Genomic DNA, 22,570 nt, shown 5'->3' with positions numbered 1-22,570 from the left:
CCACTACCTGATGCACCGGTATAACTGGATACGGCCACATCAGTTCAACCAGGGACTGGCACCGGCCGTCGCCGAAGAAAAACTTAACGTAGTGTCCGGGATGGGTTGACCACTACAACATGCTATTTCAAGTGATCGATGCATTACTAAAGAAACTTTATGGACTTACCTACTACAAACTCGCTGGCTCCCTAGAAACGTCTGGACGCGCGTAAGTTTGTGGGAAAGATCCATTATTTGATGGTCACAATCGGCCAGAAGCAGAAAGCCAGTACCTTACGTCAACCTCACCAGATTTGTAATGACCTCAACGTTCGCATTCTCACCGGATTCATTTTGGCTACGCATTCCGGCGCAAGTAGAAACTATTTCGATAAAACCGTTTGTCACGTCCTTCGGAGAGACTGACGAATTGCTTTGCTATGTGGGCGAGACTTTGCTTGGCACACTTGTAAAGTGTGGCGACGGTGAGGGAAAAGTGATTGCTCTATTGCCTACACTTGACCGTAATCGCGCATATCTTTGGCCAAACCCAGATATGTTTTTGCAAGCGTTATTGCATGTTCTGCGCTACGAATCCAACGCTGTCTTGTCTTGTGAGCGTGATACCGACCAAGACAAGGTATTGCCGCTGACCGAGTATCATGAGGTCGCCGCGGTGCTGACTCAGGTGATTAAATTTAGCAAAGATGGGGCGGGAACGTGTCCAACATTTCTGTATCAGAAACTGTGATGCCGGTTCCGGCCTATTGTGTTGAAGAAGTCGAGCGGCAAGAATTTCGGGAAGTGTCAAACGTAATCGTTCAACAGCGGCAGTTCTGGCCAGTCTAGGCTGGCAGAATTTCTATCTTAACGTCAACGTACCCGCGTTTTTCAACACAATAGGCCAGGAGCGGACGTTGAATAGGCATGCGCTGCTTCTTGTCTGCCTTTACGGGCAAGAACACAATCGTCTTCAACGATTCTGAACTCAAGTCGATTTTGCGTCGAATTTTTCTGGGATACTTTCAGCGAGGCTAACTACTGCAAGAGCAGCCGTTCGATAGAGTAGATGTTGTTTAATTCAGGGCGTGCAGTCGCCCGTTTCTAAATATGGAATCAATGACAGTGATGGCAATAAAGTGGAGGAACCAGGAGGTGCGAAGCTACAATGGTCTCATGTGCAGCAACGGTGACATCTACGAAGTGCACGAAACCTGGATGGCCAGAGTACATGAAAAACAGGAGCCTGGCGGTTGGCTCAATGTCGCGATTCTGGCGCAAGAAGAGCTGTATGGTGGACAGTACATAGTTAAATGCGGAGAGGCTATGGAACACGGCTCAATCGGCGTAGTCGTTTTGGAATCGCTGCAAAATCATGAACCTGTTTGGACGTTTGTTTCGGATCAATCCAATCCATTTGATCAAATAACAATCAAGGGCGGCTGGGTTGTGGTGCTGTCAACGTCAGGCGCCGTGTTACGGTTTGGTGCGCCAATGAGGGGGGCAAGGCTTCTGCTTCCGAGTACGTCGATCCATGATACTAACGACGGGCGCTTGTAAAGTGAGACGCTGCTCTTCCGCTATGCTTAGGTGATGCCTTTTAGGCAGCCTCCGGCCAGGAGCAGTCATTTTCATCCGCTAGTTTTCCAAGGACATGATGTGTTATTCGAAGTCGAGAAAAAGCAGCCGAAACAAGACCCAACAGCTGCTCAAGTAAGTTCACAGATTGCGAAGTTGCGCTCATATGGCCCATCATCTTTTGCGTCGTTGACAGATGAGCTTGGGAATTATCTTCAAGTGGCAGGAGGTGGCCTAACCTGCCTACTTGAAAAACGGACTGTAGTTGATGGAAAGCACTTCCGCGCGTATCTTGAGACGCCGAGCGGCATACATCCAGATGGTACTATCCTCGCCTTCAGCGGCGGCCAGGTAAGGCTTCGAGCCGACGAATGGCTATCAGCTCCGCTGGTTACTCAATATTTCATCGCGTTCTTGCACGGTAATGAGCTCCCGCACAGTATCAGGTGGCGAGAAATCACGTCTTTACTCAGCAGTTGAAGAACCGCTCCGGGGCGATAGCTGACGTACACGGCAGTCAACGACAGGATGACCGGCGGGTTCCTGGCAGGCGTGATGCTATGGCTACAGCAGCATGCTGCCCGATGGACTCAAGTCTCTTTTCGCCGCTTACCTGCGCTCCACCCGCGCCACCACCAGCTCGATCAACTCCGCAATCAAGGGCCGGAACGTGGCCGCATTGCCGCCCTGCCCCAGCATGACGGTGCGCGTGGTCAGGTGCGAGAAGACGGCGTCGAACAGGATCTGCGGCAGGTTGGACAGCGAGGCGTCGGGCGCGATGCGGCCCTGGGCGCGCTGCTGTTCCAGCAGGCGCAAGATCAGTGCGTGCCACACTTGCGGGCCGTGCTCGTACCACGTCTGGCCCACGGCCGGCACGGCGGCCGCGCCCGTGACGACGAGGCGATAAAAGTCTACGTGGCGGGGGCTAGTGACGACGGCCACCAGCTCATCGAGGATCAGCTGTAAGCCCTGCTCCAGGCCCGCTTGCGACGTATCGAGCCGGCGCAGCGCGATGATGAAGTCGGCGCACAGGTACTCGACCACCGCCACCAGCAGCTCCTGCTTGCTGCCGAAATAGCGGTAGGCGGTGGCTTTCGAGCCGCCCGCCGCAGCCACGATGGCGTCCATGCTGACGCCGTCGTAGCCGGAGGCGAGGAACAGGTCCGCCGCCGCCACCAGCAGCTTGCGCCGCCGCTCCTCGCTTCGGGTACCGGGGGAAGCTGGAACGGTGCGCAACTGGGGCATGAAGCAAACTCTTACTGTGTCTTGGGAAGCGCGTATGCTATCACGTAATCTCCCCGGTCCGGGCTCTGGCGGGCGCCGCCCGCGACCACGACCACGTACTGGCGGCCCGACCTGGGCGACACATACGTCATCGGCGTGCCTTGCGAGCCGACGGGCATGCGCGCCTTCCACACTTCACGTCCCGTGGCGATATCCATGGCGCGCAGACAGTAATCCTGCGTGCCCGCATAGAACACGAGGCCCGACGCCGTGCTCAAGCCGCCGCCCAGCGTGGGCATGCCCAGCGGGATGGGCAGGCGCGCACGCACGCCGTTGATGACGGCGTCCTGCACCGTGCCGGCCGGACGCTCCCACACTTTCGTGCGCGTTTTCAGATCGATGGCGGCGAACACGCCCCATGGCGGGCTTTGGCAAGGGATGCCCAGCGGCGAATTGAAGGCCTTGTGATCGATGACGAAGGGCGTGCCATCCATCGGATAGGTGCTGCCCACGCCATGGCCCGACGTCAGCTTGGCCACGTCCACCGTCTCGCGCGGCACCAGTTTCACCACTTGCGGCATGCGGATATCGTTGACGAACAGATAGCCATTGCTTTCATCGACGGCCGCGCCGCCCCAGTTGAAGCCACCGTAGTAGCCCGGGTAGATCAAGGTCTCTTTCGTGCTCGGCGCCGTGAACTCCCCTTTGTAATTGAGCTTGCGGAAGCTGATGCGGCAAGCCAGCTGGTCGAAGAAGGTGGCGCCCCACATGTCGCGCTCCGTCAGCGTTTCCGCACCGAGGGCCGGCATGCCGGTGGAATATGGCTGCGTTTTTGCCACCCAGTCGCCGGCCGCGTGCTCCTGCGGCACGGCTTTTTCCACCACGTCCGCTAACGGTTTGCCCGTGCGGCGGTCCAGCATGAAGATCTGGCCCCGCTTGGTCAGCTGTACCAGCGCGGGTATTTTTCCACCTTTGCCGTCCGGGACGTCGTACAGGGCTGGCTGCGCGGCCACGTCGTAATCCCAGATATCATGGTGAACGGTTTGATACGTCCAGCGTTCGCGGCCCGTGGCCATGTCGAGGGCGACGATGGCCGACGAATACTTCTCTGTCAGCGGCGGGCGCTTGCCGCCCCAGAAATCGGGCTGCTCGTTCCCCGTCGGCAGGTAGACCAGGCCCAGCGCATCGTCGAACGCGGGCGCCGACCACATGTTCGGCGTGCTGCGCGTGTAGTTCTGCCCTTCCGGCGGCAGCTTGGTGATGGCCGGATTGCCCAGGTCCCAGGCCCACACCAGTTCCCCCGTGTCGGCGCTGTAGGCGCGCACGACGCCCGACGGTTCATCGGTGGAGCGGCCGTCGAAGACCCAGCCGCCAAGGATGATCAGGTTGCGCGCCACCGTGGGCGCGGACGTGTAGGCGTAATACGGCACGTTCATCTTCACCCTGCCCAGACCGACGGTGAGGTCGACGGAGCCCTTGTCGCCGAAGCCCTCGCACTGCTTGCCCGTCTGCGCGTCGATCTCGATCAGGCGCGCATCCATGGTCACCTGCACGATGCGCTTGGCGCAGGCGCCCGCCGCAGATGCGCTGGCCGCCTGCATGCCGTCGAAATGAAATGGTTTTGTCACCTTGGCCGGCTCGTAGTAGCCGACGCCGCGGCAGCGGTTCCACGTCTTGGTGTTGGCCGGCTTCGGGTCGAAGGTCCAGCGCTCCTTGCCCGTGTCCGCGTCGAGCGCGATGACCTTGCTCGTCGGCGTGCACGTGTAGATGGTGTCGCCGATCTGCAGCGGCGTGTTCTGCGATTCGGATGCGCCTTCGGCCAGCTCGCCCGAGCGGTAGGTCCACGCCACTTGCAGCTTGTCGACGTTCTGCCTGTCGATCTGCGTGTACGGTGCGAAGCGCGTGCCCGACGGTCCATAGCCGTAATGCGTCCAGTTGGCGCTGCCGTCGTTGACGGCCGCCACGGCATCCTGCCGCGGCTGCACGGTGGCATCCGTCACGCCATGCGGCTTGAACATGGCAGCGAAACCGGCCGCCAGCACGACGGCGAACAGCGCGGCGAAACCGCGCGACTGGCCACCGTGAGCACGCCCGGCCAGCCACGGATGCAGCAAGGCGGCCGCCAGGCCGATGACGAGGAGCGGCGCCAGGCGCGGCACCATGGGCCAGAAGGCAAAGCCGATTTCCCATACGGCCCAGATCAGTGTCGCGCCGAGCAGCACGGCGATGACGGCACTGGCCAGCGGTTTGCGGCGCAGATATAGCACGCCGGCGAGGATGAGGCCCAGGCCGGCCAGCAGGTAGTACCAGGAACCGCCAAGGGTGATGAGTTCGATGCCACCGGCCGCCAGGGCCAGGCCGGAAAAGCCGAGAAAAACGCCAAAAACCGTCAGGGCAAGCCGCTTGCCCCTGAAGACCGCCGGGATCGCCGGCGCGCCTTTATTTACTGAAGTGTCCATTTTTTATCCATGACGCCTCCCCTGCCCAGGCAAGCACGCCGGGGATGGCTGTTTTTTTTAAATCTACGTAGTGAAACTGTACTGTACGGTTTCATTTTATGCCGATTTTTGATACAAGGAAAGAAAAATTGACGCGGGAGCTTGATTTTTGGCGGGGATGCGATGATTTGGTGGGATTGTCGGATTACGCGCTTGCGCGCTAATCCGACCTACCCGACCTACCGGACTTGGCCGGGTTTAATGCGTAGGTTGGATTAGCGCAAAGCGCGTAATCCAACAAACACAGGTGCACCGGGTGTTACAGCGATGACATATCAATCACAAAACGATATCTGACATCGCTTTTCACGACGCGCTCGAACGCCTCATTGATATCCTGGATGCGGATGATCTCGATGTCCGACACGATATTGTGCTTGCCGCAGAAATCCAGCATTTCCTGGGTTTCCTTGATCGAGCCGATCATGGAGCCCGACAGGCTGCGGCGCGCGCCCACCAGGCCGAAGGCGCTGATCGGCGGCACGGCGCCGTCCGGGATGCCGACGATGACCATGTTGCCATCGACTTTCAGCAGGTTGATGTACTGGTTCCAGTCGATGGCCGCGCCCACGGTGCAGATGATCAAATCAAACGTGCCGGCCAGTTTGCTGAACGTTTCCGCGTCGTTGGTGGCGTAGTAGTGGTCGGCGCCCAGGCGCAGGCCGTCTTCGCGCTTCGACAGGGTCTGGCTCAGCACCGTCACTTCGGCGCCCATGGCGTGGGCGATCTTCACGCCCATGTGGCCCAGGCCTCCCATGCCCAGGATCGCGACCTGCTTGCCGGGACCGGCCTTCCAGTGGTTCAGCGGCGAGTACAGCGTGATGCCGGCGCACAGCAGCGGCGCGGCCGCGTCCAGCGGCAGGTTGTCGGGAATCGACAGCACATAGCCTTCCTTGACGACGATGCTGTCCGAGTAGCCGCCCTGCGTGGCCGTCTTGCCATCCGCTTCGACGCCGTTGTAGGTCTGGATCAGGCCAGGCATGTACTGTTCCAGGTCCACGTTGCGCGTCTTGCAGGTGGTGCACGAGTCGACGAAGCAGCCCACGCCCACGTGGTCGCCCACCTTGAACTTGCTCACATTGGCGCCGACGGCCGTGACAACGCCGGCGATTTCATGGCCGGGCACCATGGGGAAGGCGGCGCCGCCCCATTCGTCGCGCGCCTGGTGGATGTCGGAATGGCACACGCCGCAGTATTTGATCGAGATGGCCACGTCGTCTGCGCGCGGGGCGCGGCGCTCGAACGTGAACGGTTGCAGTGCGGAGGTCGGGCCCAGTGCGGCGTAGCCTTTGGCGATGGTGGTCATGAAAACTCCTGTATCTGTATGTGTGTGACGAGGGGGGCGCGTGCCAAGCATGCGATTGCACAAGTGTGCCCGAGATGCCGGCCCGCCGTTACCGCGATCCTGCAAGACCTTTGCACGATCCTCCAAATCTGCGTAAGATCATCCCCTGCCCTCCCTCGCCTCACGCATACTGACCTCCATGCCCACGCCAATCACTCCGCAAGATGAAATCGCCGTCCTGATCAGCCGCCATGCGCCGCGCACGGGCGACTTCACGACGGCCATCGGCCACCTGACGTTTCACCGCCAGTCGTCCGTCACCGAATCGCTGTTCCATGCGGCGCGCCCCAGCGTGGCCATCATCGCGCAAGGGGCGAAGGACGTCACATTGGGCAGTGAAACCTTCCACTACAGCCGCATGCAGTACCTGCTGACGTCCGTCGACCTGCCGGTACAGGTGCGCGTGGTGGAAGCGAGCGAGGACCAGCCGCACCTGTGCGTGGTGCTGGGCATCGACATCGCCGACGTGGCGGCGCTGCTCGACAGCGAAAGCGGCGCAACTGGCACCGCACAGCAGAAAATCCTGCCCGCCACGCGCGGCATTTCCGTCAGCGACGTCTCGCCCGAGCTGCTCGACGCCATGCTGCGCCTCGTGCGCCTGCTCGACAAGCCGGGGGAAATCGCCGCGCTGGCGCCCTTGATCCGCCGCGAACTGACCTACCGCCTGCTGAACGGTCCCGTCGGCGCGCGCCTGCGCCACATGGCGCTGGCCAGCAGCCAGTCGCACCAGGTGGCGCAAGCCATCGACTGGATCAAGCACCACTACGCGCAGCCGCTGCGCATCGCGCACCTGGCCGGCATGGCGAACATGAGCATGTCCTCGCTGCACCACCACTTCAAGGCGATTACCGCCATGACGCCGATGCAGTACCAGAAGCTGCTGCGGCTGCAGGAAGCGCGGCGCCTGATGCTGGTCGAGCAAATCGACGCTGGCACGGCCGGCTACCGGGTCGGCTACGCCAGCGAATCGCAGTTCAGCCGCGAATACAGCCGCCAGTTCGGCCGCGCGCCCATGCGCGACGTGGGCCAGGTGCGCGCGCAGCTGAGCGGCGCCGGCGCCAGTACTGACATGGCCTATTCCGTCTTGCCGTAACCGCCGCCGCCCGGCGTCTCGATCACGAACACGTCGTCTGGCTGCATGGCGGTCTTGCCGATATGCGCCAGGTGTTCGACGCTGCCATCGGCCCGTTCCACGTAGTTGCGCCCCAGCGCGCCCGGCGCGCCGCCATTCATGCCGAACGGCGGAATGATCCGGTTGTTCGACAGGATGGCCGCCGTCATCGGCTCCAGGAAGCGCACCCGGCGCACGCCGCCATTGCCGCCGTGCCAGCGCCCCGCGCCGCCGGAACCGGCGCGGATGCCGTAGCTGTCGAGACGCACGGGGAAGCGCCACTCGAGGATTTCCGGATCCGTCAGGCGCGAATTGGTCATGTTCGTCTGCACCACGTCCGTGCCGTCGAAGCCGGGACCGGCGCCCGAGCCGCCCGATATCGTCTCGTAATACTGGTATTTCTCGCTGCCGAACGTGAAATTGTTCATCGTCCCCTGCGAGGCAGCCATCGCCCCCAGCGCGCCATACAAGGCGTTGGTGATGCAGGTCGAGGTTTCCACGTTGCCCGAGACGACGGAGGCCGGATACTGCGGGTTGAGCATGGAACCAGGCGGGATGATCACGGTCAAGGGTTTCAGGCAGCCCGCATTGAGCGGAATCTCGTCGTCGACCAGGGTGCGGAACACGTACAGCACGGCCGCCATGCAGACGGCAGACGGCGCGTTGAAGTTGTTTGGCAACTGGGCGGACGTGCCGGTGAAGTCGATGGTCGCGCTGCGCCCGGCCACGTCGACCTTGATCGCCACCTGGATGCGCGCGCCGTTGTCCAGCTCCAGCGCATAGCCGCCATCCTTCAGGGTTGTGATGACCCGGCGCACGGCTTCCTCGGCGTTGTCCTGCACGTGGCCCATGTAGGCTTGCACGACCGGCAAACCGAAATGCGCGACCATGTTATGCAGTTCCTCGGCCCCCTTCCGGTTGGCCGCCACCTGGGCGCGCAGGTCGGCCAGGTTTTGCCGGGGATTGCGGGCGGGCCAGCCGGCCCCCGCCAGCAGGGCCAGGGTTTCCGCTTCGCGCATCAGCCCGGTGGCACCGTCGACCAGCTTGAAATTGTCGATCAACACGCCCTCTTCCTCGATGCGCGTGGAGTCGGGCGGCATGGAGCCGGGCGTGGTGCCGCCGATGTCCGCATGGTGGCCGCGCGAGCCCACGTAGAACAGGATGGCCTCGCTCTCCTCGTCGAACACGGGCGAAATGACCGTCACGTCGGGCAGGTGCGTGCCGCCGTGATACGGGTCGTTCAGCATGAAGACGTCGCCGGGCCGCATGGCGCCCGCATTGCGCGTCATGACGGTGCGGATGCTCTCGCCCATGGACCCCAGGTGCACGGGCATGTGCGGCGCATTGGCGATCAGCTGGCCTTGCGCATCGAAGATGGCGCAGCTGAAGTCCAGCCGCTCCTTGATGTTGACGGAATGGGCCGTATTTTGCAGGCGCAAGCCCATCTGCTCGGCAATCGACATGAACAGGTTGTTGAACATTTCCAGCATCACGGGATCGGCCTGCGTTCCGATCGTGACACGCCCGGGCAAGGCGACGGTCCTGCGCAAGATCAAATGGCCATGCGCCGTGACGTCGGCGCGCCAGCCCGGTTCGATGACGGTGGTGGCGTTGGCGTCGCTGACGATGGCCGGGCCATCGATGGCGTCGCCGGGACGCAGGCTGTCCGCTCCATACAGGGCGCTGTCGCGCCACGCCCCGGCGCAGTAGATCTGCACCGTGCGCAGCGGCGCCAGCGCGCCCGCGCGCGCCGCGTGGACCGGCGCGGCTGGCTGCGGCGCATCGGACGCGCCGATGGCTTCCACGGAAATGGCTTCGACGATCAGCGCGCGCGCCGGCATCAGGAAGGAAAAGCGTTTCTTGTACGCCGCTTCGAACTGCGCCTGCATGCCGGCGGCCGCATCGAACAGCACGACGAGGGCCGTATCCGTGCCTTCGTAGCGCAGGTGCACGCGCGACACCAGCGCGATGCGCTCCCCTGCCACGCCCTGGCGCAGCAAGTCGCCCCGCGCCAGGTCGCCCAGCGCCGCGAAATCGGCGGCCAGGTCCGCGCCCAAGGCCGCCTCGACGGCCTGTTCGCGCATGGCGCTCTGGTCGGCCAGGCCCATGCCGTAGGCCGACATCACGCCCGCCAGGGTATGGATGAAGACCGTGCGCATGCCCAGCGCGTCGGCCACCAGGCAGGCGTGCTGGCCGCCCGCGCCGCCAAAGCTGGTCAGGGTGTATTCCGTGACGTCGTGGCCGCGCTGCACGGAAATCTGCTTGATGGCGTTGGCCATATTACCCACGGCGATGGCGACATAGCCTTCGGCCACCTGCTCCGGCGTCGAATTGACCGTGCGCGCCAGCGCTTCGAACTGGGCGCGCACCGTGGCCGCATCCAGCGCCTCATTGGCGTCGGGGCCGAAGACGCGGGGAAAGAAATCGGGCTGCAGCTTGCCCAGCATGACGTTGCAGTCGGTGACGGCCAGCGGACCGCCGCGCCGGTAGCTGGCAGGGCCGGGATTGGCGCCCGCGCTGTCCGGCCCCACCTTGTAGCGGGCGCCGTCGAAATGCAGGATGGAACCGCCGCCCGCCGCCACCGTGTGGATGCTCATCATGGGCGCGCGCATGCGCACGCCGGCGATCTGCGTCTCGAACACGCGCTCGAACTCGCCCGCATAATGCGACACGTCGGTGGACGTGCCGCCCATGTCGAAGCCGATGACCTTGTCGAAGCCGGCCAACGCGCTGGCCCGCACCATGCCGACGATGCCGCCGGCGGGACCGGACAAGATGCTGTCCTTGCCCTGGAAGGCGCGCGCATCCGTCAAGCCGCCGTTCGACTGCATGAATTGCAGGTGCACGCCGGGCAGCTCCATCGCCAGCTGGTCGACATAGCGGCGCAGGATCGGCGACAGGTAGGCGTCAACCACCGTGGTGTCGCCGCGCGCCACCAGCTTCATCATGGGGCTGACCTCATGCGACACGGACACTTGCGTAAAACCGGCCTCGCGCGCCAGCTGCGCCACCCGCGCCTCGTGCGCGTGATGGCGGTAGCCGTGCATCAGCACGATGGCGATGGCGCGCGCGCCGCGCGCATGCGCGTGTGCCAGCGCCGTACGCGCGGCCGACTCGTCGAGCGGCGTCACCACGTCGCCATGGGCGCCCAGGCGTTCATCGATCTCGATCACGTCGCCGTACAGCAGTTCGGGCAGGATGATCCGGCGCGCAAACAGCTGCGGGCGGTTCTGGTAGGCGATGCGCAAGGCGTCGCGAAAACCGCGCGTGATGGCCAGCACGGTGGGCTCGCCCTTGCGTTCGAGCAGCGCGTTGGTCGCCACCGTCGTGCCCATCTTGATGGCGCCCACCTGCTCCACGGGCAGGGGCGCGCCGGGCGCAAGGCCCATCAGCTGGCGCATGCCGGCCAGCGCCGCGTCGCGGTACTGGCCCGGGTTCTCCGACAGCAGTTTATGCGTGGCCAGGCTGCCGTCAGGACGGCGCGCCACGATGTCCGTAAAGGTGCCGCCCCGGTCGATCCAGAATTGCCAGTCCATCGCCCTGCCCCCGTGCCTGAGTGTGATCCTATTGAGATGGCTATTGTAGCCGCCAAACAGGGACGCGTTTCAGGCGTGCGCGCCTTGCCTTTCGCCCGCTTCGGCCTTATGTTGAAGACATGCTGACTAACGGAACACTCCATGACCCTGATCGACTCTGCCGGTAACACCCTCGCGCTGTACTCCATCGCCGAACTGCGCGCCATCGAACAAGCGGCCATGCGCGACCTGCCGCAAGGGCTGCTGATGCAGCGCGCGGGCCAGGCCGCCGCCAGTGCCGCCCTGAAGCTGCTGCACGCCCAGGAAGATGGCGACAGCCCGGGCCACCGGCGCGTGCTGGTGCTGGCCGGCCCCGGCGACAATGGCGGCGATGCGCTGGAAGCGGCCGCGCACCTGGCCGCCAGCGGCCTTGAAGTGCTCGTCTGGCTGGCGCCCGAAGCATCGGCCACGTCGCCCGAACGCGAACAGGCGCTGAGCCGCGCGCGCAACAGCGCCGCGCGCTGCATGGATGCGGCGACGTCCATGGCCTCGGCCGCCGTGGGCGCGGCGCCATGGCACCTGGTCATCGATGGCCTGTTCGGCATCGGCGCGTCGCGCCCTCTGGACGGCGAATGCCGCGACATGGCGCAGCTGGTCAACAAGCTCGATTGCCCCGTGCTGGCCCTCGACGTGCCCAGCGGCCTGCATGCGGACACGGGCGCCGTCGACGGCGTCGCCATCCGCGCCACGCATACGCTCACCTTCATCGGCGACAAGCCGGGCCTGCACACGGCGAACGGCCGCGACTACGCGGGCGAGGTGGAAGTGGCAAGCCTGGCCATCGACCCTTCCCTGCTGCCGCCTGCCAGGGCCCAGCTGGGCGGCCTGCACCTGTTCGCGCGCCAGTTGCAGCCGCGCCGGCAGAATACGCACAAGGGCAGCTACGGCAGCGTGGCCGTCATCGGCGGCGCGCAAGGCATGGCCGGCGCGCCCATCCTGGCGGCCCGCACGGCCCTGCATGCGGGCGCGGGAAGAGTGTATGTCGCGTTTCCCGATGCGCCGCCCGCCTTCGACAGCGGCCAGCCTGAGCTGATGTGCCGCCGCGCCCAGGACGTGGATTTTTCGGGCCTGCACTTTGCCGCGCTGGTGGCCGGCCCCGGCCTGGGCGACGACGCCGATACGGTGGAACTGCTGCAGCGTGCCATTGACAGCGACAGCCCGCTGCTGCTGGACGCGGACGCCCTGAACCTGATGGCGGCCGAGCCGGAACTGCAATCGGCGCTGGCCGTGCGCACGGGCGCGGGGGCGACGATCTTGACGCCGCATCCGCTGGAAGCGGCGCGGCTGCTCGACATGACGGTGGCCGAAGTACAGGCCGACCGCCTGGGGGCGGCGCGCCAGCTGGCGGCGCAACTGGGCGTCATCGTCGTATTGAAAGGGTCGGGCACGGTGATCGCCGCGCCCGATGGCCAAGTGGTCGTCAACAACACGGGCGGCCCCGCGCTGGCGACGGCCGGCACGGGCGATGTATTGTCCGGCCTGTGCGGCAGCCTGCTGGCCCAGGGCTGGCCTGAATGGGAAGCGGCGCTTGGCGCCGTCTGGCTGCACGGCGCGGCGGCGGATGCGCTGGCAACGGCAGGCAGCGGCCCGATCGGCTTGACGGCGGGGGAATTGATCCCGGCGATACGCAAGTTGATCAATGCCTTGTCGGCATAGGTATGCGGTGCGGTGGTGTTGGATTACGCTGCGCTAATCCAACCTACGGCGGACCCCATTAAACCAGCAAGTAGGTCGGATTAGCGCGCAGCGCGTAATCCGACAATCAGCAGCACCAATCACACCAGCCTGCCCGCCGCAATCGTGATGGTGCGGCCGCAACGCGCCGCAATGGAACTGTCATGGGTGACGAGCACCAGGGTCGAACCCCGTTCGCGGTTCAGCTCGAACATCAGCTGGATCACGGCTTCGCCCGTGGCCGCGTCCAGGCTGCCCGTCGGTTCGTCGGCGAACAGCAGCGGCGGTTCCGTGACGAAGGCACGGGCCAGCGCCACGCGCTGCTGCTCGCCGCCGGACAGGTATTTCGGATAGTGTTTCAGGCGGCTGCCCAGGTTCACCCTGCCCAGCATCGCTTGCGCCTTCTCTTTCGCGTCCGGGTCGCCGCGCAATTCCAGCGGCAGCATGACGTTTTCCAGCGCCGTCAGATGGGCCAGCAGCTGGAAGGACTGGAACACAAAACCGAGCTTTTCCTTGCGAAAACCGGCGCGGCCGTCTTCGTCCAGGGCAAAGATATCGGTACCGTCCAGCATGACCTTGCCCTCGCTGGGCGTGTCCAGGCCGGCCAGCAAACCGAGCAAGGTGGACTTGCCGGAACCGGAGGCGCCGACGATGGCCAGCGTCTCGGCCGTTTGCACGGTAAAATCGACTTGATGCAGGATGGTCAGCTCGCCATCGGCATCGGGTACGCGCTTGGCCAGCTGGACCACTTCGATGGCCGGCCGGGCATTTTGGCTGTTTTGACTGTTAAGTGCGGCGGGCCGCCGGGCTGCTGCTTCTGAAGGGAGAAAACTGGTGGAAGTCGCTTTAGGGAATTCGGGCATGCTGATCTATCTTAAAAAATTTCGTGAACAAATAAGTGTCGAGGGCAGCAACCGCCTGCGGCGGCGCACCCTGTCCTTGCTTCCTGCGGCAGCCCTGCTCCTGGTGTCAGGTATGACGAACGCCTATTCTGCACCAAAAACGCTGCTGGTGCTTGGCGACAGCCTGTCGGCCGAGTACGGGCTGGCGCGCGGTACTGGCTGGGTGGCGCTGCTGGAACAGCGGCTGCAAGCGCAAAAGAACGACACGCGCATCGTCAACGCCAGCATCAGCGGCGAGACCACCAGCGGCGGCCGCGCGCGCCTGCCCGCCCTGCTGGCCAAGCACCAGCCCGACGTCGTGCTGATTGAACTGGGCGCCAACGACGGCTTGCGTGGCTTGCCCGTGGCGGCCGCCGAAGCGAATCTGCGCGCCATGGGAGACGCGGCCAAAAAATCGGGCGCGCAAGTGGTGCTGGTGGGCATGCGCATGCCGCCCAACTATGGCCGCGCCTACGGCGAGCAGTTCTATGGCGTGTACGGCAAGCTGGCAAAGGAATGGAAGGCGCCTTTGGTCCCCTTCATGTTCGAAGGCATCGCCGACCAGCCGCAGCTGTTCCAGGCCGACCGCATGCATCCGAATGCGCAGGCGCATCCGACGATTTTGAAAAACATCTGGCCGCAACTGGCGCCGTTGCTGAAAGCCAAGTAAGTCCGTCGATTCCGCAGACAAAAAAATAGCCGCTCAAGAGCGGCTATTTTTATGCGTGGAAACTAAATCTTACGGCGCTTCCGGTGCTGCGGCGGCTGGGGCGGCAACCGGCTTGACGATCTTCACCTTGGCCTTGGCTTTCAGGTACTCGACGTAATCGAACATTTCCTGTTGTGCCAGGATGCCGCCAATCTGGTCTTTCTCTTGCTGATGGCGCGCCGCATCCACTTGCGCCGGCTGCTGCACCTTGGCGATGCGGTAGATGCCGTAGCCCAAGGCTGGCAAGTCCACGCCCACGTAGGCTGGCAGCTTGCTCGTGTCCGCTTTCATGACTTGCGCGATGGCGGCACGGTTGATGCCGTCGAGCTTGCTGCGCGACACCCATTGCGCCGCGCCGAAGCCCGTCGCATCACCCGACGCCTTCAAGGCGGCCAGCTTGGTCTCGCCCGCTTTCTTGGCCAGCTTTTCCGCTTCTTCCATGGTCACGCGCTGACGGATCATCGCTTCGACATCGGCCAGCGGACGCTTCGAGGCGGGCTTGAATTCCACCACGCGGCCGGCGATCAGCACGTTCGGCGCGACGGTGACGGCTTCCGTGTTGCGCTTGTCTTTCAGCGAGTCGTTCGAGAAGATGGCGGTGAGGAACTTGGCGTTGTTGAACGGCGCCTTGCCCAGTGCCGGCGACGGCGTGCGCGACAGGTTGGCAACGGTTTCCACTTTCAGCTTCAGCTTGTCGGCCACCGGCTTCAGGCTGTCCGATTGCTCGTAGACCGTGTTGGTGAACGTTTCCGCCATTTCCGAGTATTTCTTGGCAGCAAACTGCTTGCGCAGGTCGGCCGTGATTTCGCCGCGCACTTCGTCGAGCGCACGCACGTGTTGTGGCTTGAGCGAGGTAACGGTCAGGATGTGGTAGCCGAAATCGGAAGCGACGACATCGCTGATTTCGCCTTGCTTGAGTTTCGATACGGCGTTCAGCAGCGGTGTTGGCAAACCATCCTTGCCGATCACGCCCAGGTCGCCGCCCTGCTCCGCCGACGCCGGGTCTTCCGACTTGGCTTTCGCCACGGCGGCGAAGCTGGCAGGCGCCTTGCGCACATCGGCCAGGATGGCTTCGGCCTTGGCCTTGGCGGCTGCCTTGTCGGCGGCCGATGCGTCTTTCTTGACGGCGACCAGGATGTGGCTGGCCTGACGCGCTTCTGGCGTCGTGTAGGCTTTCTGGTTCTTCGCATAGTAGGCGGTCACGTCGGCGTCGGTGACGTCGACTTGCTCGCCCGCAGCGCTGTCGTCGAGCACGACGTATTCGACCTTGGCTTGTTCCGGGATTTCGAAGAACTTGCTGTTCTTGTCATAGAAAGCCTTGATCATGGCGTCCGTTACCTTGACTTCCGGCACGTACTGGGCGATCGGCAACAGCAGTTCCTGCACTTCACGCTCTTCCGAGGTGATGTCGGACAGGCGCTTGGAGACGGTGTTCGGCGCGAAGGCGGTGCCTTGCACGGCGCCGGCCAGTTGCTGCAGGGCCAGGTCGCTGCGGCGGCGCGCATCATACATCTGCGGCGTCATGCCTTGGGCAGCCAGCATGGACTTGTAGCGTTCCAGGTCGAATTTGCCGTCCGGCAAGGTCAAGCCCGGGATTTCCAGTACTTCCTTTTGCAGCACGGCATCGCTGATGACCAGGTGGCTACGGCCCACTTCGGCGGCCACGGCGCGCTCGGCGATCAGGTTGTCGAGGATGCTCTTGCGGGCTTCCGGCGTGTCAAACATTTTCTGGTCGAACTGCTCGCCCATCATCTGGCGGTAGCGGTCGATCTGCTGGCGTTGCGCTTCTTCATATTGCTGCTGCGTAACGACCTGGTCGCCGACCTTGGCGATGGTGTTCGCGCCATCGCCGAAGCTTTGGTAGCCGCTGATACCGACCAGTGCAAAAGACGGGACGATGACCAGCATCAGAAGAAACTGCATCAAGCGTCGATGGGTACGAATAAATTCAAACATGGTCAGCCAATTCGGGATGAGTGGATCACTATAAAAAAAGGCGAACATGCGTTCGCCTTGATTTCTTCGGCGGAATGGACGGGACAGATGTCCACTTCCCCTTTAGATTCAACAACTTGGCGCTGGAACTAAAGCAGGATTCTGACGCCCAAGCCATTATCTCCTGATTCTACAATGCCCATAGCGCTATAGCAAGGGTAAATCAGGGCGCCCCCCCCGCCCTGGCGCCGCGCGCGCGCCAAGGCGCCAGGCTCGGGCATTTAACCCGACGCAGCTTAAAGCGGATTTAAACGCAGGCGTTTTTATTCAAAACGGCACGATGGGATTTTAAAAACAGGCGCACCGAGATAATCTGGCGCTGAAAAAGAAAAACCCGCGCTACTTATTCAGCAGCGCGGGCTTCTATATTCTGGCGGAGCGGACGGGACTCGAACCCGCGACCCCCGACGTGACAGGCCGGTATTCTAACCAACTGAACTACCACTCCTTAAGAGCGTATTTTTTTGGCGGAGCGGACGGGACTCGAACCCGCGACCTCCGACGTGACAGGCCGGCATTCTAACCAACTGAACTACCACTCCGAAAAATACACAGTACTGCTGGCATTTGTTTTCAGGATCGTCATTCGCAGAACTTCAACCCTGAAATCGCGGCACCCGGAGGCGCCGCCAAATGTTTCCGGTGATTGTCACCTCACCGAAGTCCGTTAGTTTACAGCATCCTTCAAAGCTTTACCAGCTTTAAATTTTGGAACTTTTGCTGCTTCGATCGTGATCGCTTCTTTGGTACGCGGATTGCGGCCGGTACGTTCAGCGCGTTCGCTGACCGAGAAAGTGCCAAAACCAACCAGCGTTACGCTGTCGTTGTTTTTCAAAGTTTCCGTCACGCCGCCGATAACAGCGTCGAGTGCGCGCGCAGCGGCGGCTTTGGAAATGTCAGCTTTTTCAGCAATGTGGTCGATCAATTCAGTCTTGTTCACTAGCATCCCCAATTACAAAGGTATAAAACGTTTACCGTATCGTTGCGGCACTTTTGGCACCACAGCTGTCCGGCGAAAAAAATGTGCAGGCGTATTAAACAAGCCACACTGTATATGTGTCAAGCGCTTTGGGGGCGCAATTCACGTTTCAATATAAAACAAGCGCTCTAAAAGCGCTTGTTTGGGGAAAACAGGGGTAAAACGTTAGTGTTTTACTACCTCGCCGGCCGCGTCAGGCTTGGCCGCGGCGGCCGTGACAGCCTCCACCGCAGCGACGTCCGCCAACGCTTCAGGCATGCGTTCGAGGGCGATTTCCAGCACTTTGTCGATCCAGCGCACCGGTACGATCTCCAGCTTGTTCTTGACGTTGTCCGGAATGTCGGCCAGGTCTTTCACGTTTTGCTCTGGAATCAAGACCGTCTTGATGCCGCCGCGATGGGCCGCCAGCAGCTTTTCCTTCAGGCCGCCGATCGGCAATACTTCGCCGCGCAAGGTGATCTCGCCCGTCATCGCCACGTCGGCGCGCACGGGGATGCCCGTGAAGACCGACACCATCGCCACCGTCATGGCCGCGCCAGCCGAAGGACCGTCCTTCGGTGTCGCGCCTTCCGGCACGTGGATGTGGATGTCGCTCTTCTCGAACACGTCCGCCTTGATGCCCAGGCGCTGTGCCCGGCTGCGCACCACCGTGCGGGCTGCCTCGATCGACTCCTTCATGACGTCGCCCAGGGTGCCCGTGCGGATGATGCCGCCCTTGCCCGGCATCGACACGGCTTCGATGGTCAGCAGATCGCCGCCCACTTCCGTCCATGCCAGACCGACCACCTGGCCCACCTGGTTTTCTTTCTCCGCGACGCCGAAATCATAGCGGCGCACGCCAAGGAATTTATCCAGGTTCTTCGAGTTGACGATGACTTTCTTGTCGGATTTCTTCAGCAGCAGCATCTTGACCACCTTGCGGCAGATCTTCGACACTTCACGCTCGAGCGAACGCACACCGGCTTCCCGCGTGTAGTAGCGGATGATGTCGCGCAAGGCCGACTCGGCCACCGAGATTTCCTCTTCCTTCAAGCCATTGTTCTTGATCTGCTTCGGCAGCAGATAACGCTGCGCGATGCTGGTCTTTTCATCTTCCGTGTAACCGGACAGACGGATCACTTCCATGCGGTCGAGCAACGCTGGCGGAATGTTGTACGAGTTCGACGTGGCCACGAACATCACGTCGGAGAGGTCGAAATCGACTTCGATGTAATGGTCGGAGAACGTGTGGTTCTGTTCCGGATCGAGCACTTCCAGCAGGGCCGACGAAGGATCGCCACGGAAATCGGCGCCCATCTTGTCGACTTCATCGAGCAGGAACAGGGGATTGCGCACGCCGACTTTCGACAGCGATTGCAGGATCTTGCCCGGCATCGAGCCGATGTAGGTACGGCGGTGGCCGCGGATCTCGGCTTCGTCACGCACGCCGCCCAGGGCCATGCGCACGAACTTGCGGTTCGTCGCGCGGGCGATGGACTGGCCCAGCGAAGTCTTGCCCACGCCCGGAGGACCGACGAAGCACAGGATAGGCGCCTTGAGCTTGTCGACGCGCTGTTGCACCGCGAGGTATTCCAGGATACGTTCCTTGACCTTGTCGAGGCCGTAGTGGTCGCCCTCGAGCACTTTTTCCGCATTCGCCAGGTCGTTATTGACCTTGGATTTCTTTTTCCATGGCAAGTTGACGAGGGTGTCGATGTAGTTGCGCACGACGGTGGCTTCGGCCGACATCGGCGACATCAGCTTGAGTTTTTTCAGCTCGTTGGTGGCTTTGTCGAGCGCTTCCTTCGGCATCTTGGCCGAAGCGACTTTTTTCTCCAGCTCGTCGAGGTCGGCGCCATCTTCGCCCTCGCCCAGTTCTTTCTGGATCGCCTTGACTTGCTCGTTCAGGTAGTACTCGCGCTGCGACTTTTCCATCTGGCGCTTGACGCGGCCACGGATGCGCTTTTCCACCTGCAGGATGTCGAGCTCGCCTTCGAGTTGGCCCAGCAGGTGCTCGAGGCGCTTGGCCACGCTGAAAATTTCCAGGATGACTTGCTTTTGCTCCAGCTTCAGCGGCAGATGCGCGGCCACCGTGTCGGCCAGACGGCCGGCATCGTCGATGCCCGACAGCGAAGCGAGGATTTCCGGCGGAATCTTTTTGTTCAGTTTGACGTACTGGTCGAACTGCTGCACGATCGCGCGGCGCATGGCTTCGACTTCCGACTCGTCGCCCGGCTCGGACTCGAGCGGCGTCAGGTCGGCGATAAAGTGCGTCGGCGCATCGCTGATGTGGTTGATACGGGCACGCTGCGCGCCTTCGACCAGCACCTTGACGGTGCCATCGGGCAGCTTCAGCATTTGCAGAATATTGGCGACACAGCCAATTTCATAGATATCCGAAGGAGACGGCTCGTCCTTCGCGGCTGCTTTTTGAGCGGCAAGCATGATGCTCTTGCCCTGCTCCATCGCAGCTTCCAGCGCCTTGATCGACTTTGGACGGCCAACGAACAGCGGTATCACCATATGCGGGAAAACGACGACATCCCGCAACGGCAATAACGGCAGTTGAGTTTGCTCAGTTAATTTGGAAGTTGTCATGGCGTACCTTATAGAAAGCGTGTTTACGATGTTGGCGCTCGCTGCCAAAACACAAGACCGGCGAGAATAAATAATTCTGTGAAACAAACATTTTTCTGTCTATTTCGCAAAACACACCCGCATGACGGTAATAAATGCACTTTTCACAGTAAAAAAGCCACGCGCAGCTAAGCGCCGCGAGTGGCTTTCCGATTGAAGCCTGCACTCATTGATTTAAATTGTACTGCCATGCATTAAGGAATCAAAACCCTTTTTATGCATTTGTCTCAGCAGTAATCAATTTTCTCCGGAGGCCTTGGCAGTCTCTTGATAAATCAACAAAGGTTTGGCGCCGCTGGTGATGGTATTTTCGTCGATGACGACCTTCACCACATTTTGTTCGCTCGGCAGTTCGTACATGACGTCCAGCAAAGCATGTTCCAGGATGGAACGCAGGCCACGGGCGCCGGTCTTGCGCGCCAGCGCCTTCCTGGCGATCGCATGCAGGGCGGCCGGACGAATCTCCAGTTCCGCGCCTTCCATCTCGAGCAGCTTCGAATACTGCTTGATCAGCGCATTCTTCGGCTCGACGAGGATCTGGATCAGCGCCTCTTCCGTCAATTCCGCCAGGGTGGCGATGACGGGCAGACGGCCGACCAGTTCCGGGATCAGGCCGAACTTGACCAGATCTTCCGGTTCCGCTTGCAACATCAGTTCGCTGGCCGAGCTTTGCGACTTGCTGCGCACCGTGGCCGAGAAGCCGATGCCGCTCTTTTCGGAACGGTTGGCGATCACTTTCGACAGGCCGTCAAAGGCGCCGCCGCAGATGAACATGATGTTGGTCGTGTCGATCTGCACGAAATCCTGATTCGGATGCTTGCGGCCGCCCTGTGGCGGCACGGAAGCCATCGTGCCTTCGATGAGTTTCAACAAGGCTTGCTGCACGCCCTCGCCCGACACGTCGCGCGTGATGGACGGATTGTCGGACTTGCGCGAAATCTTGTCGATTTCATCGATGTAGACGATGCCGCGCTGGGCTTTCTCGACGTCATAGTTGCAGCTTTGCAGCAGCTTCTGGATGATGTTTTCCACGTCCTCGCCCACGTAACCGGCTTCGGTCAGGGTCGTGGCGTCAGCGATCACGAACGGCACGTTGAGCATGCGCGCCAGGGTCTGTGCCAGCAGGGTCTTGCCCGAGCCGGTAGGACCGACCAGCAAGATGTTGCTCTTGGCCAGTTCGATGTCGTCTTTCTTGCCCAGGTGCTTGAGGCGCTTGTAATGGTTGTACACCGCCACCGACAGGATGCGCTTGGCAGTCTGCTGGCCGATCACGTACTGATCGAGCAAGGCGGCAATTTCTTGCGGCGTCGGCAGGTCGGATTTGGTACCGGTCACCGTCTCGATGCTCGACGTTTCATCACGGATGATGTCGTTGCACAGGTCGATGCACTCGTCGCAAATGAACACGGACGGGCCGGCGATGAGTTTTTTCACCTCGTGCTGGCTTTTGCCGCAGAACGAGCAATACAGTAATTTTTCGCCGCTAGAGGATTTTTTGTCTGACATAAGGCATTTTGGTTGGAACTGCATTAACAATATTGCAAAATCGCAAGCCGGATGATGGTGGCTGCCCGCAAAGGCAACTCCCCATGGCGCAAGTCAACAACGTGCACAAGCTCCATGCTACCCGAAATAAAAGCGAAACGCCCGAACGTTTGATCGCCCGGGCGTTTACTTACATGCTTAGCAATACCGGTAGGGGCTCATCAAGCGCGGCTGGTCAACACTTTGTCGATCAAGCCATACTCAACGGCCTCGTCGGCGGACATGAAACGGTCGCGGTCGGTGTCCTTGGCGATCTGTTCGATCGTCTGGCCCGTGCGCTCGGCCATGATGCCGTTCAAGCGGGTGCGCAGGTAAAGGATTTCCTTCGCCTGGATCTCGATGTCGGACGCCATGCCTTGCGAACCACCGGACGGCTGGTGAATCATGATGCGCGAGTTCGGCAGCGAGAAACGCTTGCCCTTGGCGCCAGCGGCCAGCAGGAAAGCGCCCATCGAAGCGGCCATGCCCGTGCACAGGGTCGAGACGTCCGGCTTGATGAACTGCATGGTGTCGTAGATGGCCATGCCGGCCGAAACCGAACCACCTGGCGAGTTGATGTAGAGCGAGATTTCCTTTTCCGGATTTTCGCTTTCCAGGAACAGCAGCTGGGCGACAACCAGGTTGGCCATCTGGTCATTGACCGGGCCGACCATGAAAATCAAGCGTTCCTTCAGCAGGCGCGAGTAAATATCATACGAGCGCTCGCCGCGACCGCTTTGTTCCACCACCATCGGCACCAGGCCGAGCATCTCTGTGTCCAGCGCCGGATTACGGTTCATACCTGTCATTTCATTTCCTTGTGAAGCAGTTAGAGGAAGCCATCAGTACTTTTCAGCAATCATGGCATCCGGATACCAA

The 22,570-nt window shown here is 61.7% G+C and carries 15 protein-coding genes and 2 tRNA genes; 5 read left to right on the top strand and 12 right to left on the bottom strand.

Annotation, left to right across the window (positions count from 1 at the left end):
• Positions 1 to 301: 301 nt before the first annotated feature.
• Together ACQ4W4_RS21230 and ACQ4W4_RS21225 are read left to right on the top strand one after the other, a co-directional pair.
• The gene (locus ACQ4W4_RS21230) at positions 302 to 733 is read left to right on the top strand and encodes a hypothetical protein (RefSeq protein ID WP_436543635.1); all 432 of its coding nucleotides are present in this window, start codon (positions 302 to 304) and stop codon (positions 731 to 733) included.
• A gap of 368 nt (positions 734 to 1,101) precedes the next feature.
• A complete protein-coding gene (locus ACQ4W4_RS21225; protein WP_436543634.1) occupies positions 1,102 to 1,542 on the top strand; it encodes a hypothetical protein in 441 nt (146 codons plus the stop codon).
• A 627-nt stretch (positions 1,543 to 2,169) separates the two neighbouring features.
• On the opposite strand, the gene ACQ4W4_RS21220 is transcribed toward ACQ4W4_RS21225, so the two are convergent.
• The 3 genes from ACQ4W4_RS21220 to ACQ4W4_RS21210 all read right to left on the bottom strand — a co-directional run bounded on the left by ACQ4W4_RS21220 (position 2,170) and on the right by ACQ4W4_RS21210 (position 6,588).
• On the bottom strand, positions 2,170 to 2,805 hold the full coding sequence (locus ACQ4W4_RS21220) for a TetR/AcrR family transcriptional regulator (protein ID WP_436543633.1): 636 nt from the start codon (positions 2,803 to 2,805) through the stop codon (positions 2,170 to 2,172).
• A gap of 11 nt (positions 2,806 to 2,816) precedes the next feature.
• A complete protein-coding gene (locus ACQ4W4_RS21215; protein WP_436543632.1) occupies positions 2,817 to 5,243 on the bottom strand; it encodes a membrane-bound PQQ-dependent dehydrogenase, glucose/quinate/shikimate family in 2,427 nt (808 codons plus the stop codon).
• Between the two features lie 298 nt (positions 5,244 to 5,541).
• Positions 5,542 to 6,588: an NAD(P)-dependent alcohol dehydrogenase gene (locus ACQ4W4_RS21210; protein ID WP_436543631.1), complete on the bottom strand. Its 1,047-nt coding sequence runs from the start codon at positions 6,586 to 6,588 to the stop codon at positions 5,542 to 5,544.
• 178 nt (positions 6,589 to 6,766) lie between these two features.
• On the opposite strand from ACQ4W4_RS21210, the gene ACQ4W4_RS21205 reads away from it, so the two are divergent.
• Positions 6,767 to 7,720 carry an AraC family transcriptional regulator gene (locus ACQ4W4_RS21205; protein WP_436543630.1) on the top strand — a complete coding sequence of 318 codons (954 nt, stop codon included), beginning with the start codon at positions 6,767 to 6,769 and terminating at the stop codon, positions 7,718 to 7,720.
• On the opposite strand, the gene ACQ4W4_RS21200 is transcribed toward ACQ4W4_RS21205, so the two are convergent.
• Positions 7,702 to 11,274: a hydantoinase B/oxoprolinase family protein gene (locus ACQ4W4_RS21200; protein ID WP_436543629.1), complete on the bottom strand. Its 3,573-nt coding sequence runs from the start codon at positions 11,272 to 11,274 to the stop codon at positions 7,702 to 7,704. The two genes, ACQ4W4_RS21205 and ACQ4W4_RS21200, sit on opposite strands and share 19 nt — an antisense overlap.
• Positions 11,275 to 11,415: 141 nt before the next feature.
• On the opposite strand from ACQ4W4_RS21200, the gene ACQ4W4_RS21195 reads away from it, so the two are divergent.
• A complete protein-coding gene (locus ACQ4W4_RS21195) occupies positions 11,416 to 12,969 on the top strand; it encodes an NAD(P)H-hydrate dehydratase (protein ID WP_436543628.1) in 1,554 nt (517 codons plus the stop codon).
• Between the two features lie 119 nt (positions 12,970 to 13,088).
• Here ACQ4W4_RS21195 and ACQ4W4_RS21190 read toward each other — a convergent pair whose 3' ends face one another.
• On the bottom strand, positions 13,089 to 13,850 hold the full coding sequence (locus ACQ4W4_RS21190) for an ABC transporter ATP-binding protein (RefSeq protein WP_436543627.1): 762 nt from the start codon (positions 13,848 to 13,850) through the stop codon (positions 13,089 to 13,091).
• On the opposite strand from ACQ4W4_RS21190, the gene ACQ4W4_RS21185 reads away from it, so the two are divergent.
• Entirely contained in the window at positions 13,849 to 14,538 is a 690-nt protein-coding gene (locus ACQ4W4_RS21185; RefSeq protein WP_436543626.1) for an arylesterase, read from the top strand. The genes ACQ4W4_RS21190 and ACQ4W4_RS21185 overlap by 2 nt on opposite strands.
• Before the next feature lie 69 nt (positions 14,539 to 14,607).
• Here the strand turns inward: ACQ4W4_RS21185 and ACQ4W4_RS21180 are convergent, their stop codons facing one another.
• The 7 genes from ACQ4W4_RS21180 to clpP all read right to left on the bottom strand — a co-directional run bounded on the left by ACQ4W4_RS21180 (position 14,608) and on the right by clpP (position 22,491).
• Entirely contained in the window at positions 14,608 to 16,533 is a 1,926-nt protein-coding gene (locus tag ACQ4W4_RS21180) for a SurA N-terminal domain-containing protein (RefSeq protein WP_436543625.1), read from the bottom strand.
• A gap of 410 nt (positions 16,534 to 16,943) precedes the next feature.
• Positions 16,944 to 17,020: transfer RNA gene (locus ACQ4W4_RS21175), tRNA-Asp, on the bottom strand.
• Positions 17,021 to 17,037: 17 nt separating this feature from the next.
• Positions 17,038 to 17,114: transfer RNA gene (locus tag ACQ4W4_RS21170), tRNA-Asp, on the bottom strand.
• Between the two features lie 125 nt (positions 17,115 to 17,239).
• Entirely contained in the window at positions 17,240 to 17,512 is a 273-nt protein-coding gene (locus ACQ4W4_RS21165; protein ID WP_010398442.1) for an HU family DNA-binding protein, read from the bottom strand.
• A gap of 204 nt (positions 17,513 to 17,716) precedes the next feature.
• Entirely contained in the window at positions 17,717 to 20,128 is a 2,412-nt protein-coding gene (gene lon / locus ACQ4W4_RS21160; RefSeq protein WP_034787304.1) for an endopeptidase La, read from the bottom strand.
• A gap of 276 nt (positions 20,129 to 20,404) precedes the next feature.
• On the bottom strand, positions 20,405 to 21,673 hold the full coding sequence (clpX, locus tag ACQ4W4_RS21155; RefSeq protein ID WP_076568804.1) for an ATP-dependent Clp protease ATP-binding subunit ClpX: 1,269 nt from the start codon (positions 21,671 to 21,673) through the stop codon (positions 20,405 to 20,407).
• Positions 21,674 to 21,873: 200 nt separating this feature from the next.
• A complete protein-coding gene (gene clpP / locus ACQ4W4_RS21150) occupies positions 21,874 to 22,491 on the bottom strand; it encodes an ATP-dependent Clp endopeptidase proteolytic subunit ClpP (protein WP_369811567.1) in 618 nt (205 codons plus the stop codon).
• Positions 22,492 to 22,570 lie beyond the last annotated feature (79 nt).

The organism is Janthinobacterium glycogeni (assembly GCF_051380725.1).
Classification (GTDB): Bacteria; Pseudomonadota; Gammaproteobacteria; order Burkholderiales; family Burkholderiaceae_D; genus Janthinobacterium.
The sequence above is the reverse complement of the archived record's forward strand: the minus strand, read 5'-3'. Positions and strand labels throughout refer to the sequence as shown.